The sequence below is a fragment of the Chitinasiproducens palmae genome, assembly GCF_900095735.1.
Lineage (GTDB): Bacteria > Pseudomonadota > Gammaproteobacteria > Burkholderiales > Burkholderiaceae > Chitinasiproducens > Chitinasiproducens palmae.
Genome location: NZ_FNLO01000003.1, coordinates 75,636 through 89,136 on the forward strand (window position 1 = coordinate 75,636; position 13,501 = coordinate 89,136).

Below are 13,501 nucleotides of genomic sequence, written 5' to 3' on the forward strand. Positions count from 1 at the left end.
TCTGCCTTCTCCACTCGTTCTTGACACGTTTTTCCATGCCGATTGCCAATGTGCTCACCATCGCGGGTTCGGATTCAGGCGGCGGCGCCGGCATCCAGGCCGACCTGAAGACGTTTTCGGCGCTCGGCGCTTACGGCGCCAGCGTGATCACCGCGCTGACCGCCCAGAACACGCGCGGCGTCACCGCCGTCCACGCCCCGCCGGCCGCGTTCGTCGTTGCGCAGATCGACGCGGTGTTCGATGACATCCGGATCGACGCGGTCAAGCTCGGCATGCTTGCCAACGCGGAGATCGTCACCGCCGTGGCCGGCGCCCTGCGCCGCTGGCAGCCACGGCACGTGGTGCTGGACACCGTGATGATCTCGAAGAGCGGCCATGCGCTGCTGACCGAGGACGCGTGCATTGCCCTGCGCGACACGCTGCTACCGCTGGCCACGCTGGTGACGCCCAACCTGCCCGAGGCGGCTGCGCTGCTTGGCGTGCCCGCTGCCACCGACGAAGACGAGATGGTGCGGCAGGGCCGCGCGCTCTGCGCGCTTGGCGCGCGGGCGGTGCTGGTCAAGGGGGGACACCTAGGCGGTGCCGGCAGTCCCGACTGGTTGATCACGGCCGACGACGAGATCCGGATCGACGGCATCCGTGTCGACGTCACTGCCAGCCATGGCACCGGCTGCACGCTGTCGGCGGCAATCGCGGCCCTGCTGCCGGTGCTGCCGAGCGTCGAGGCGGCCGTGGTCGGCGCGAAGGCGTATCTGACCGACGCGCTGCGCGCCTCCGGACAGCTCGAGGTCGGGGGCGGCGTGGGCCCGGTCCATCATTTCCATCGCTGGTGGTAGGCCGACGCCGCGCTAGCCATTGACCGCGGCGGCGGCCCGGGCCGGCCAGTCATCGGGCACGATCAGCACGCGGCCCGCCTCGACGTAGCGGCCCATTGCGCCGGGCAACAACGCTATCTCGTCAGTCAAAGCAGCGAGCAGCACGGGGCGGCCGCCGGCCAGCCCGCGGTCGAGCGCCGCGTCGAGATCGGCGCGTGCGAGCAGTTCGTTCATGTCGCGCGTCACGGGCGCGAGCCATTCCCGCCGCGCAGGCAGGCAGTAGCCCACGACCGGGCCGGTGCTGCCCAGTTCGCCGGCCACCGCCGCATCGTCCCTGGCATGCCAGGCGCCTCGCGTCATCCAGACGCCGCGCGGATGGTCAAGCGACAGCGTGGACGATGGCACTGGCGCGCGTGCCGCGTGATGCCCGGGCGGATAGAACAACCGCCCCTTCAGCAGCAATGCAGCCCGCCAGCCGCCGCCCCAGTGCGCGATGAAGTCGGCGCGCGACGACAGGGTCAGCTGATGTTCGCGCAGATGGGCGACCTTGCGATCCAGCCGATCGCCTAGCCCGGCGCCGACGAAACGCGACAGCGCATCGGCCGGCACGGCCCGGTTGCCGGCCGTCGGTGGTTGCCACAAATAGAACTTCACCGCCATTTCCCAGTGCTGCTTCGCGCCGTCAGGCGTTTCAAACAGGAAATCGCATTCGCCGATTGTGCTGCCCCCAGCCCGCAACGGCCAGCCGGCGGCAAGCAAGCGCGCATCCAGCACCGGGCCGAACGCGGCGGCGAGCAGGCGTTCCGCATAGCGGCCCAGCCGCAGGGCGGGCGTACGCGGACCGGGAGGACGCGCGCCATTCAATGTTGGCGACGCGGGCGGCACGGACGACACGGACGACACTGAGGTCAAAGCCGCCGCCATGTGATCGCGCGGCGGCACCGGCGACCAGACACGTGCGTACTCGCGTCCGGCCTCGGCCAACGCCTTGGCGGTGAGCGGATGCACGCGATATAGCGCGGCGGGATCGGCCAGCGACAGGTTCGGCACGCCCGCAGCGAGCAGGGCCGGCGCATGCAGCAGCCAGTCCAGGTCGGCCGCGGCCTGTGTCGGGTCCGGCGGGTCCGGCGGGTCCGGCGGGTCCGGCGGTAAGGGGGCCGGCACGGCGGCGGGCGCGGTGCTCAAGCGTCGCTGGCCGCGCGCTCCGCCGTTGCGCGCCGGTGGAGGTCGCGCGCGAACTGAAGATCGGCCCAAGCCTTGGCCTTGTCCTGCAGCGTGCGCAGCAGGTAGGCGGGATGATAGGTGACGACGACCGGCACGCCCTGGTAGTCATGCGCCTGCTGCCGCAGGCTGCCGATCTTTGCATCGCTGCGCAGCAGCGTCTGCGCCGCGAATCGCCCCAGCGCGACAATGACCTTCGGCTGGATCAGTGCGATCTGGCGTTGCAGATACGGCTCGCACGCCGCGATTTCTTCGGGCAGCGGATCCCTGTTGCCGGGCGGGCGGCATTTCACGACGTTGGCGATGTAGACGTGCCGGCGCCGCTCCATGCCGAGCGCGCGCAGCATATTGTCCAGCAGCTTGCCCGCCTGGCCGACGAACGGCTCGCCCTGCAGATCCTCGTTCGCGCCCGGCCCCTCGCCGACGAACAGCCAGTCGGCGTTCGGATCGCCGACTCCGAACACGACGTTGGTTCGCGTCTCGCACAGGCCACAGGCAACGCAGGCCGACGCGTGCGCGGCGAGTGCGTCGAAGTCGAGCTGTTCGATCGTGCGGGTGCGGATCGATGCGGCGTCGGCGACGCTGTCCAACCGCACCGGCGCGCCAGGCGCCATGCGCGGTACGACCGGCGCCGACGTCGATACCGACCCACGCGCGGCCACCGCTGACACGGTCGCGCGCTCGTCATCGATGGAATCGGCCAGCCCGGCTGCCGCCTGCGCCGACACCCGTGCGTGCGCGGACGGTGCGTCCGCCGCCAGCGAGGTCGGGACATCCTTCTGCAGCGCCGGCGACGCCTCGGTGGGCGCTTCGACGCCCGCTGGCGCGTGGCCGTCGCGCCGCAGCGTCCAGCGCGGCCAGAGCCCCAGCTCGGCAAGTATTCGGGAATCGTTCATTGCTATGCTCGTGCGCCGGACGCGACCGACATCCGGCGGTCGAGTCCGGCATTCTCGTGCAACCTTACAGACTCAGCCGCATTACGATCGCGTCTTCACGCAGGCCGCCCGCCGCCGGATAGTACGCGCGACGCTGCCCCACCCGCTCGAAGCCGAGCCGTTCGTAGAGCCCGAGCGCGCGCGCGTTGCTGGGCCGCACCTCGAGCAGCACGCTCGCCATCCCGGTTGCCGCCGCGAGGGCGCGCACCTGCTCCATCAACGCCCTGCCATAACCGCGCCCCTGCTCGGCGGGTGCCACGCACACGTTGAGCAGATGCAGCTCGTCGACCACCGCCATCGCGATGAAATAGCCGACCAGCCGGGCATCGACCCGCAGGCATACGCCGGCATAGCCATGCCGCAGCGAGTCGACGAAGTTGCCGCGGGTCCACGGAAACGCGTAGGCGGCCACTTCCAGGACCATCACCTCGGCCACGTCGCGCTCGCTCATCGGCAAGAACAGCGCCTCGCGCGGTGCGTCGACCTGCCGGTCGCTGGCGGCCGCGTTCATCGCGCCGTCTCCGCCCGGCGGGCGGCCCGCTCGTCGATGGTCAGCGCGACCTTGTCGCGCACGTACTCCGGTGCCGCCGAGGCGGCGTCCTGCGCGCCGCCGGCCAGCCAGACACGATGCGCCAGCCGCGCGATGGCGCCCGCATGCGGCATCGCATCGAGGTCGGCAGCCGCCACGCTGCCGAGCAGGCCGGCGGCCACCATGTCACCGCCGAGACGCGCACCAAACACCGCCGCGGCATTGCCGGCCAGCGCAAACGTCGCCGCGGCCGCGCCGTCCGCGCCGTCCGCGCCGAGCACGCCGCGCCCCACTGCTTCCGGCGGGCCAACGGCGGGCGCGGCAAGCGTGCGCCAACCCTCCGCCTCGTGCGCATAGGCCGCCCAGTACGCTTCGTCCATGCGGGCGTCGACCGCGACCAGCGTGCGCTCACACGCACTCGCCGTTGCCGCGTTCTCACCGCCGATCTCGACCGCACCGGCCTCGCACGGCAACACAATGCCGAGGCGCGCAAGACGCGCGCGCTCGGCGCAGGCGAGCAGGGAATCGACGCCGATCACTGGCAGGCCGGCGCCGAACGCCAGCCCCTGCACGACGCCAACCGCGGTGCGCAAGCCGGTGAACGAGCCCGGCCCCCGGCCGTAGGCGATCGCGACGCAATCCGACAACGCCAGACCTGCGTCCGCGAGCACCTCCCGAACCGCCGTCAACACATAAGTGCTCGATTCCGGTCCGGTGTCGCGATGCCGCACGAACAAACGCTGCAGCATCGACGCCCCGGACGCACGGCTGGCGTCGTCGGGCGCGACGCGCAGCAGCGCGACCGAGCAGAAGCTCGTCGACGTATCGAGTGCCAGCAGTGCATGAGGTTTCATGGGCGCTATTGTAGCGGCTGCCGGCGCCGACCGGCCGGCCTTCGCCGGCGGCCGTGCGGGTCTGCACGCGCGCGCAAACGCGCGCAATACAGAGGTTGGTTGCGAGTTGCCGCTTGCGATGTCCCCGACTGCCGCCCGCGGCAGAGGGGCTTGGCCGGTACGGAGTCGGCATGCGGGGGCCGCCCGTCGCGTCGACCCGCCGATTGGGCAAGCGCCGATCTCATGCGGCGATGCCGGAGCGGCTATCCCAAGCGGCTATCCCAAGCCGCCATTCCAAGCGGCTATCCCAAGCCGCCATTCCAAGCGGCGACCGCACGCGATATCGGCAATCGCAGGGGCCGGTCCGACCACCGCACCGCTTTAGATCGGCCTGGACGAATTAGCGCTGGCTTTTCCGCAGGTTTTTCAGTAGAATCCCTGGTTGCGCTCTCACAAAAAGAGCGTTCCACAGCGTTAAGTCCCAATCCCGCTTAGAAACTGTCCCTCCTGTTCCCGTGCGGTCTCATTGCACGGCTCATGACACGGCACCCCGACGCATCATTGCGCGTCTTCCGGGCCCGCCGGTATCCGATAGCTTCTAGCCCCGGCCGGTTTGCATTTCGTATGCAGCCGTCCCAGCCCACGCGCGCGCCTTCATGGCACGTGTGGCGGAGTTCGTTCGATTGGCGCCAACGCCCCGCAGTCACTTAGGAATTTTGCGCCTGAATATGAATTCTGCCGAAAACCAGATCAACCCCACCATTGACACCGCCAGCGACAGCCAGCACACCGCGGCCGAGCAGGTTGTCGTCAATGAATTTGCGTCGCTTGGCCTGTCCGCGCCGATCGTCAGCGCGCTGACCGCCGCCGGCTACACGCAGCCGACGCCGGTGCAGCGTCGCGCGATCCCCGCCGCGCTCGAAGGACGCGACCTGCTGGTCTCCAGCCCGACCGGCTCGGGCAAGACCGCCGCGTTCATGCTGCCGGCCATCCAGCGCCTGTCGACCGAAACGGTCAGCGGCGCGGACCGCAGCCGTTCGCGTTACCCGGTGGCACGCCCGCGTCTGCTGGTGCTGACGCCGACCCGCGAACTGGCCGTCCAGGTCAGCCGCGCCGCCGAAACGTACGGCCGCGACCTGCGCCAGCTGCGCACGGTCAGCATCCTCGGCGGCGTGCCCTATGCCCAGCAGTTGGCCTGGCTGAAGCGTGACCCGGAAATCATCGTCGCCACCCCGGGCCGCCTGATCGATCACCTGCAACGTGGCCGCATCGAACTGTCGGCGCTGTCGATGCTGGTGCTCGACGAAGCGGACCGCATGCTCGACATGGGCTTCGTCGAAGACATCGAGACCATCATCGCCGCCACGCCGGCTTCGCGCCAGACGCTGCTGTTCTCGGCCACGCTCGACGGCAAGGTCGCGTCCCTGACGCGCACGATGATGAACGATGCGCTGCGCATCGAGATCGCCGCCGAACCGGCACGTCGCGACAACATCGTTCAGTCGGTGCTGTGGGTCGACGATCGCGCCCACAAGGACCGTCTGCTGTCGCATCTGCTGAGCGACGCCGCGCTGGACCAGGCCATCGTGTTTACGGCCACCAAGAGCGACGCCGCCCAGCTGGCCGTGCGTCTGTCGGACGAAGGCTTCGCGTCGGCCGCGCTGCACGGCGACCTGCCGCAGCACGCTCGCACGAAGACCCTCGGCTGGTTGCGCTCGCGCCGCCTGCGTGTGCTGGTCGCGACCGACATCGCGGCGCGCGGTATCGACGTGCCCGGCATCACGCACGTTTTCAACTATGACCTGCCGAAGTTTGCCGAGGACTACGTGCACCGTATCGGCCGCACTGGCCGGGCCGGTCGTTCGGGCATCGCGGTCAGCCTGGCCGAGCATGCGGAGATCGGTGCCGTGAAGCGTATCGAACGCTTCACGCGCCAGCCGCTGCCGGTGAACGTCATCGAAGGCTTCGAGCCGCGGCGGCCGGCGCCCAGCAAGACCGCGCGCCCGACGGGCGGCCGCGGCCGCCCGGGCGGTCGTCCCGGCCAAGGTCGTCCGGGCCAGGGACGCCCGCAAGGCCGTCCGGGCCAGGGCGGCGGTCAGCGTCGCGGCTCGACTTTCCGCAACGCCTGACGAAAGCCCGGCGTCGTCTCGGCGACGCGGTGCGGATTTCACGATGTGAAGTCCGGCTTTGAATCGCGGTAGCGCATGCTGCATGGCACAACGAGGCCATTCCAGCATGAGCTACCGCGTTTTTCATTGTGAAATTAAATCCGCATTACTCTGATTCAAAAGGATTTATTTTTTCCATCCGCCGCTATCTCCGACCGTTGCAGCGCGCTCGCGCAGCCCTACACTCTTCTACAAGAGTTGCGCGATTGCCGCCTGACCGACGAGTTCAACCCTTGGAGAAAGCGAGATGACCCTGCCCCATACCGCCGCCGACCTGACCCACGCCTGGCACAGCGATCCCCGCTGGCAAGGCATCCGCCGCGATTACAGCGCCGATGACGTGATACGCCTGCGCGGCTCGCTGCAGGTGGAGCACACGCTGGCCCGACGCGGTGCCGAGCGACTCTGGCACTTGCTCAACGAAGAGCCGTTCATCAACGCCCTTGGCGCGTTGACCGGCAATCAGGCCATGCAGCAGGTCAAAGCCGGGCTGAAAGCCATCTATCTGTCTGGCTGGCAGGTCGCCGGCGACGCCAACGTCGCGGGCGAGATGTACCCCGACCAGTCGCTGTACCCGGCGAATTCGGTGCCGCTGGTGGTCAAACGCATCAACGCGACGCTCACGCGTGCCGACCAGATTCAGTGGTCCGAAGGACTGCAACCCGGTGACGCCGGCTTCATCGACTATTTCGCGCCGATCGTTGCCGATGCCGAGGCGGGCTTCGGCGGCGTGCTCAATGCATTCGAGCTGATGAAGGCAATGATCGAAGCGGGCGCGGCTGGCGTGCACTTCGAAGATCAACTGGCCAGCGTCAAGAAATGCGGGCACATGGGCGGCAAGGTCTTGGTGCCGACCCGCGAGGCGGTGGCGAAGCTGGTGGCCGCGCGGCTGGCCGCCGACGTCTGCGGCACGCCGACCGTGCTGATCGCGCGTACCGACGCCGAGGCCGCCGACCTGCTGACCGCCGATATCGACGAGAACGACCAGGCCTTCCTGACCGGCGAACGCACTGTGGAGGGCTTCTTCCGCACCCGTGCGGGTATCGAGCAGGCGATCTCGCGCGGACTGGCGTACGCGCCCTATGCCGACCTGATCTGGTGCGAGACCGGCCGACCCGATCTCGCATTCGCGAAGCGCTTTGCCGAAGCCATCCATGCGCGCTTTCCTGGCAAGCCGCTGGCCTACAACTGCTCGCCATCGTTCAACTGGAAGAAGCACCTGGACGACGCGACGATCGGCAAGTTCCAGCGCGAGCTGGCGGCAATGGGCTATCGCTTCCAGTTCATCACGCTGGCCGGTTTCCACAGCCTGAATTACTCGATGTTCGAACTGGCGCATGGCTACGCGCGACAGCAGATGAGCGCTTTCGTCGCGCTCCAGCAAGCGGAGTTCGCGGCGGCGGACAAGGGCTTCACCGCGGTGAAGCACCAGCGCGAGGTTGGTACCGGCTATTTCGATCGGGTGACGCAGACGATCGAGCGCAATGCATCGACCACCGCGCTGTCCGGCTCGACCGAGAACGAGCAGTTCTTCGAGCAGCGCGCGGATGCCGCGGCCTGAGGCCGCGCGTGGCACGGCGTGCGCGCCCGTCGATGCGGCGGACGCGTGTCGGCGGCCGGGGGCGAACGCATGGCCCCGCCACCGAGCGCCAGCGCGCCGCCGGTGCGGCAAGGCCGGCTGGCGCGGCTAGCGGTACGCGAGCACCGGCACCGGACTGCTGGCCAGCAGCCGCTGCGCCTCGCCGATGCCGAACATGCCGGTCAGACCGCGCTTGACGCGGGAATTGATCACCACCAGATCGCAGCCGCACTCGCGCACCGCCTCGACGATGCCGACGTGCGGCGAGGCGTTCACGCTGGTGCGAGCTTCGCAGCGCAGACTGCGCGCCGCCGCGCGCACAACGAAAGTCGACAGGTAGGCCTTGGCGTCGTCCTCGCAGCGCTGCATGAAGTCGGCCGGCGCCTCCACCATTACCTCGCTGAACGCCGACACTTCGTATTCAGGCAGGCACGTGTAGACGGTCAGTCGGCTGTCGAACGACGCGGCCAGTTGCAACGCCGCGTCCCCGGCGCCATCGCACGCCGGCGTGGCATCGGTGGCGAACAGGATGTGCTTGAACATCGCTCCCTCCCAGCGGACCGGGTCCGCGCGAAGACTGTCACTGCGCGCATGGCGCGCGGCTAGCCCGCCCAATAGGACGGGCGGCTAGCGCGCATAACGGCGCGCGACGCTGGTGTACCCGACCACGTGCCCACGGCTGGCAGCGATGAACGCCGCGCGGTCGAGGCCCGGCGGCAACGCATCGGGCGCCAGATCAAGCGCGAAGAGCTGGAACACGTAATGATGCGGCGTCTCGCCCATCGGCGGGCAGGGTCCAGCATACACGTCGGTACCGGCAGTGTTGCGGCCACCGGCGCCCGGCAGCACCGAACCGCCGCCCTGCTCGCCCGTGCCAAGCTCGAACCCCAGTACATCGGGCGGGATGCCGTAACGCAACCAGTGAACAACGCCACCGCCCTGCTGGCCGTCCGGATCGAAGACCAGCAGCGCAAGGCTGCGCGCGCCGTTGGGCGTGCCCTGCCAGCTCAGCGCCGGCGACAGGTTCTCGCCGCCGCAGTCGCGCGCGCGGTTCGCCTGCGCTCGGCCCAGCATCGCACCGGCCGGTGCATCGGGTGTGACAATCGTGAACGACGGGACCGACGTCGCCGGCGGTGGCGGTGGCATTGACGCGGCGGCCGGCGCCGAGGCGCCGCTGGCGCGTTGCGCCGCGGCGGGCGGGCTCGTCAGGCACGCGAGCACCGCAAGCAAGCCGACAGCCAGGCGAACCGGCACGACGCCGCGCTGACGACGCATCCGACGACGTCGCGGCCCGTCGATGCCGGGCAGGCTGGCGTGTGGAAAAATCTCTGGCAGGCGCATGGTTCGCTTCCGGTCTGCAATCTGGGGCGGGACGCGGGACAGGCCGACGCGGCATCCCGAAACGGGCAAACGACTCGCCGCACGCCGCGGCTTGGGGCAGCGTCGTGCGGCCACATCCGCGGGCTGCCGATCCGGGGCGCCGGGCCGGGGCGACGATCCACCGCGCCGTCCGAATCGCCATTGGTAGCACGAAGCCGTGACCTAGGCCAGAGCGCGTGCCACCGTGGCCCCGTCGCCAGGCGCGGTGGCATGTCCCAATCGCGGCCGGCACTCCCTGACATCGCCAGGGTTTTCATCAGCCAAGCGGCGGATGCCTCGACGGCCAGTTTCGCAGATTCGACGCGCAAAAAAAACCGGCCCGGCAAATGCCGGACCGGTCTTGCAGCACTCAACGCTTATCTCGAATGCGTCGCGCCGGCGGGCCTGATCCAGGCGAAGCGGCCCGCGCGACGCGACAGCAGGGTAGCAGGGTCTCAGTGCACGACACGGTCGAAACTGAACGCGCCGTCGTGCCAGTCGACCGGGATCACGTCCTTCGGCGCAAAGCGTCCATTCAGGATCAGCTTGGCCACCGGATTTTCGATCTCCTGCTGGATCGCTCGCTTCAACGGCCGCGCACCGAACACCGGGTCGTAGCCCACCTTGGCGATTTCCGCCAGCGCGGCATCGGACACGTCCAACTGCATGTCGAGCTTGGCCAGGCGCTCGGTCAAGCGTCCCAACTGGATCTTCGCGATCGCCTCGATGTTCGTGCGATCGAGTGCATGGAACACCACGACGTCGTCGATCCGGTTCAGGAACTCCGGACGGAAATGCTGCTTCACTTCCGCCCACACCGCATCGCGCACCAGCGCCTGCTCCTCGCCCACCATCGCCTGGATGGTCTGCGAGCCCAGGTTCGAGGTCATCACGATCACCGTGTTCTTGAAGTCGACCGTGCGGCCCTGTCCATCGGTCATGCGCCCGTCGTCGAGCACCTGCAGCAGCACGTTGAACACGTCCGGATGCGCCTTCTCGATTTCGTCGAGCAGGATCACGCTGTACGGTTTGCGACGCACGGCTTCGGTCAGGTAGCCCCCTTCCTCGTAACCGACGTAGCCCGGCGGCGCACCGATCAGGCGCGCGACGCTGTGCTTCTCCATGAACTCGCTCATGTCGATGCGGATCAGATGCTCCTCCGAATCGAACAGGAAAGTCGCCAACGCCTTGCACAGCTCGGTCTTGCCGACGCCGGTCGGGCCGAGGAACAGGAAGGAACCATACGGCCGGTTCGGATCGGCCAGGCCGGCGCGCGAACGCCGGATCGCGTCCGACACGGCACTGATCGCCTCGTCCTGCCCCACCACGCGCTCATGCAGACGCGCTTCCATCTCCAGCAGCTTTTCACGCTCGCCCTGCATCATCCGCGCGACCGGGATGCCGGTGGCGCGCGCCACCACCTCGGCGATTTCCTCCGCGCCCACCTGGGTGCGCAGCAGCCGCGGACGCGCCCCTTCGGTGCCGCCGTTCGCTTCGGCCTGCGTGACTTCCTTCAGGCGCGCCTCCAACTGCGGCAGCTTGCCGTATTGCAGCTCGGCGACCCGATCCAGCCGGCCTTCGCGTTGCAGCATGCCGATGTCGGCACGCACGCGATCGATTTCTTCCTTCAGGTTCGCGCTGCCCTGCACGGCCGCCTTTTCCGCGGTCCAGATTTCCTCGAGGTCGGCGTACTCCTTGCCGAGACGTTCGATTTCCTCCTCGATCAGGCCCAGCCGTTTCTGCGATGCCTCGTCCTTCTCCTTCTTGACGGCCTCGCGCTCGATCTTGAGCTGGATCAGCCGGCGGTCGAGACGGTCCATCTCCTCCGGCTTGGAGTCGATTTCCATCTTGATCCGCGACGCAGCCTCGTCGATCAGGTCGATCGCCTTGTCCGGCAGGAAACGGTCGGTGATGTACCGATGGCTCAACTCCGCCGCGGCGACGATCGCCGGATCGGTGATCTCGACGCCGTGGTGGACTTCGTACTTTTCCTGCAGACCGCGCAGGATCGCGATGGTCGCCTCGACGCTGGGCTCGTCGACCAGCACCTTCTGGAAGCGACGCTCGAGCGCGGCATCCTTCTCGATGTACTTGCGGTATTCGTCGAGCGTGGTGGCGCCGATGCAGTGCAGCTCACCGCGGGCAAGCGCCGGCTTGAGCATGTTGCCGGCGTCCATCGCACCCTCGGCCTTGCCGGCCCCGACCATCGTGTGCAGCTCGTCGATGAAGACGATCGTGCGGCCTTCGTCCTTGGCGATGTCGTTGAGTACCGACTTCAGGCGCTCCTCGAATTCACCCCGGTACTTCGCGCCGGCCAGCAGCGCCGCCATGTCGAGCGACAATACGCGCTTGTTCTTCAGCGTTTCGGGCACTTCGCCGTTGATGATGCGCTGCGCCAGGCCTTCGACGATGGCCGTCTTGCCCACGCCGGGCTCGCCGATCAGCACCGGATTGTTCTTCGTGCGGCGCTGCAGGATCTGGATCGTCCGGCGAATCTCGTCGTCCCGGCCGATCACCGGATCGAGCTTGCTCGAGCGCGCGCGTTCGGTCAGATCGACCGTGTACTTCTTCAAGGCTTCGCGCTGGCTTTCCGCGTCGGCCGAGCCGACGTTCTGACCGCCGCGCACGGCGGCAATCGCCGTCTCCAGCGAACGCCGGTTCACGCCGTTCTCGCGCAGCAGGCGGCCGACCTCGCCCTTGTCGTCGCAGGCGGCAAGCAGGAACATCTCGCTGGCGATGAAGCTGTCGCCCTGCTTCTGCGCTTCCTTGTCGGCCTGGTTCAGCAGACCGCTCAGTTCGCGGCCGATCTGCACCTGTCCGTCGGTGCCGCTGACCTGCGGCAGACGCGCGATGGCCTTCTCGACGGCCGCCGAAAGCGGCTGCAACGCCGCGCCCACGCGCGACAGCAGCGACGGCACCGAACCGTCCGCCTGGGCGAGCAGCGCCGCGAGCAGATGCACCGGCTCGATATATTGATTGTCGCGACCGACGGCAAGGCTTTGCGCGTCGGCCAGCGCTTCCTGGAACTTGGTTGTGAGCTTGTCGATCCTCATCGGAACAGCCTCCTGGTCGAATGACTCTGAGGTAGGGCTGACCGCGACGATTTCAAGGTAAAAATTGCGGGTTTTGCCTCGCGCCCTGCCTTGCGGTCCTCAGCGCGGTTTTATGCGCCGCCTTCAGACCCTTGCAGTGCGGCTCGCGGTGCGGTGGTCATCAGTGGGTCGCGCGCTGTGCCGCCGCGCTCAGGCCCTGCGTGGCCTTGCGCGCGTGCCTTCGGTCGCTTTGTCGTGCGTCGCTTTGTCGTGCGTCGCTTTGTCCTGCGTCGCTTCGTCGGCACCGGCGCCCTGCCAGCGCTGCTTCGCGATGTCGTCGCGCTCGCGCGCCTCGACCCAGCGCGACACGCCGTCGGCCGTCTCCTTCTTCCAGAACGGCGCCTCGGTCTTGAGGAAGTCCATCACGAATTCGCAGGCCTGGAACGCTTCGCCGCGGTGCGCGGAGGCGACCGCCACCAGCACGATCGGGTCGCAGGGCTTCAGCGGACCGACCCGGTGGATCACGGTGACGCCGCGCAGCGACCAGCGTGCATGCGCATCGGCAACGATTGCCGCCAGCGACGCCTCGGTCATGCCCGGATAGTGCTCCAGTTCGAGCACGTCCACCCCCTGCGCACCGTTCAGGTCTCGCACCTGCCCGACGAAGGCCGCGACGGCGCCGACCGACGCATCGTGCTCACGCAGCGACGCGATCTCGGCACCGGCGTCGAAGGCCGCCGCCTGCACCACGATACGATCCATGCTCAGCCTCCGGTGACCGGCGGAAAGAAGGCGATCTCGTCGCCATCGGCCAGCGGCGTGTCCGGCTGGCCCGCGCGCTGGTTGCGCGCAGCGCGCACCGGCCGCGACAGGTCGAGCGCGTCGGCCCAGACGCCGCCACGCGCCCGCAGCCAGTCGCGCAGCGCGCCGACCGTCGCAACCTCGGCCGGCACCTCGACCCGCTCGGCCGCCACGCCGAGGGTTTCGCGCAAGGCGGCAAAGAATCGCAGTTCAATCAACATCGCAACAT

Annotated in this window: 11 protein-coding genes and 1 pseudogene; 3 read left to right on the plus strand and 9 right to left on the minus strand. The window is 68.5% G+C overall.

The genetic code is table 11. The features are described 5' to 3' along the window. The first annotated feature begins 35 nt into the window (after positions 1–35). The gene (gene thiD, locus BLU54_RS06210; protein ID WP_091906144.1) at positions 36–836 is read left to right on the plus strand and encodes a bifunctional hydroxymethylpyrimidine kinase/phosphomethylpyrimidine kinase; all 801 of its coding nucleotides are present in this window, start codon (positions 36–38) and stop codon (positions 834–836) included. Positions 837–848: 12 nt separating this feature from the next. Here the strand turns inward: thiD and BLU54_RS06215 are convergent, their stop codons facing one another. The 4 genes from BLU54_RS06215 to tsaB form a co-directional block, all read right to left on the minus strand. Further along, positions 849–2,000, minus strand: coding sequence for a DUF1853 family protein (locus BLU54_RS06215; protein ID WP_170845046.1), 1,152 nt, complete (start codon positions 1,998–2,000; stop codon positions 849–851). After that, positions 1,997–2,932 (minus strand): uracil-DNA glycosylase, encoded by a 936-nt coding sequence (locus BLU54_RS06220; protein ID WP_091906149.1) that lies wholly within the window; start codon positions 2,930–2,932, stop codon positions 1,997–1,999. The genes BLU54_RS06215 and BLU54_RS06220 overlap by 4 nt, the downstream gene beginning before the upstream one ends. Positions 2,933–2,996: 64 nt before the next feature. Then, positions 2,997–3,482, minus strand: coding sequence for a ribosomal protein S18-alanine N-acetyltransferase (rimI, locus tag BLU54_RS06225; protein ID WP_091906151.1), 486 nt, complete (start codon positions 3,480–3,482; stop codon positions 2,997–2,999). Continuing rightward, positions 3,479–4,354, minus strand: coding sequence for a tRNA (adenosine(37)-N6)-threonylcarbamoyltransferase complex dimerization subunit type 1 TsaB (tsaB, locus tag BLU54_RS06230; protein WP_091906153.1), 876 nt, complete (start codon positions 4,352–4,354; stop codon positions 3,479–3,481). Before tsaB ends, rimI begins: the two co-directional genes overlap by 4 nt. A 707-nt stretch (positions 4,355–5,061) precedes the next feature. Here tsaB and BLU54_RS06235 point away from each other — a divergent pair. Both BLU54_RS06235 and aceA read left to right on the plus strand, forming a co-directional pair. Continuing rightward, positions 5,062–6,429, plus strand: a pseudogene (locus BLU54_RS06235) (DEAD/DEAH box helicase); the annotation flags it as partial. Positions 6,430–6,748: 319 nt separating this feature from the next. Then, positions 6,749–8,062, plus strand: coding sequence for an isocitrate lyase (gene aceA / locus BLU54_RS06240; RefSeq protein ID WP_091906155.1), 1,314 nt, complete (start codon positions 6,749–6,751; stop codon positions 8,060–8,062). Between the two features lie 126 nt (positions 8,063–8,188). On the opposite strand, the gene BLU54_RS06245 is transcribed toward aceA, so the two are convergent. From BLU54_RS06245 to moaD, 5 genes are all read right to left on the minus strand, one after another. Next, positions 8,189–8,623 (minus strand): universal stress protein, encoded by a 435-nt coding sequence (locus BLU54_RS06245; RefSeq protein ID WP_091906157.1) that lies wholly within the window; start codon positions 8,621–8,623, stop codon positions 8,189–8,191. Positions 8,624–8,707: 84 nt separating this feature from the next. Further along, a complete protein-coding gene (locus BLU54_RS06250) occupies positions 8,708–9,421 on the minus strand; it encodes a YbhB/YbcL family Raf kinase inhibitor-like protein (RefSeq protein WP_091906160.1) in 714 nt (237 codons plus the stop codon). A 473-nt stretch (positions 9,422–9,894) separates the two neighbouring features. Continuing rightward, positions 9,895–12,492, minus strand: a complete 2,598-nt coding sequence (gene clpB, locus BLU54_RS06255) for an ATP-dependent chaperone ClpB (protein ID WP_091906162.1) — start codon at positions 12,490–12,492, stop codon at positions 9,895–9,897. Between the two features lie 189 nt (positions 12,493–12,681). After that, entirely contained in the window at positions 12,682–13,233 is a 552-nt protein-coding gene (moaE, locus tag BLU54_RS06260; RefSeq protein WP_091906164.1) for a molybdopterin synthase catalytic subunit MoaE, read from the minus strand. A 2-nt stretch (positions 13,234–13,235) separates the two neighbouring features. After that, a complete protein-coding gene (gene moaD, locus BLU54_RS06265; protein ID WP_091906166.1) occupies positions 13,236–13,493 on the minus strand; it encodes a molybdopterin converting factor subunit 1 in 258 nt (85 codons plus the stop codon). Positions 13,494–13,501 lie beyond the last annotated feature (8 nt).

Bases quoted from the DNA above. Each gene is read 5' to 3' on its own strand.
- thiD (WP_091906144.1), top strand. From the start codon at position 36: ATGCCGATTGCCAATGTGCTCACCATCGCGGGTTCGGATTCAGGCGGC.
- BLU54_RS06220 (WP_091906149.1), bottom strand. From the start codon at position 2,932: ATGAACGATTCCCGAATACTTGCCGAGCTGGGGCTCTGGCCGCGCTGG.
- rimI (WP_091906151.1), bottom strand. From the start codon at position 3,482: ATGAACGCGGCCGCCAGCGACCGGCAGGTCGACGCACCGCGCGAGGCG.
- tsaB (WP_091906153.1), bottom strand. From the start codon at position 4,354: ATGAAACCTCATGCACTGCTGGCACTCGATACGTCGACGAGCTTCTGC.
- aceA (WP_091906155.1), top strand. From the start codon at position 6,749: ATGACCCTGCCCCATACCGCCGCCGACCTGACCCACGCCTGGCACAGC.
- BLU54_RS06245 (WP_091906157.1), bottom strand. From the start codon at position 8,623: ATGTTCAAGCACATCCTGTTCGCCACCGATGCCACGCCGGCGTGCGAT.
- BLU54_RS06250 (WP_091906160.1), bottom strand. From the start codon at position 9,421: ATGCGCCTGCCAGAGATTTTTCCACACGCCAGCCTGCCCGGCATCGAC.
- clpB (WP_091906162.1), bottom strand. From the start codon at position 12,492: ATGAGGATCGACAAGCTCACAACCAAGTTCCAGGAAGCGCTGGCCGAC.
- moaE (WP_091906164.1), bottom strand. From the start codon at position 13,233: ATGGATCGTATCGTGGTGCAGGCGGCGGCCTTCGACGCCGGTGCCGAG.
- moaD (WP_091906166.1), bottom strand. From the start codon at position 13,493: ATGTTGATTGAACTGCGATTCTTTGCCGCCTTGCGCGAAACCCTCGGC.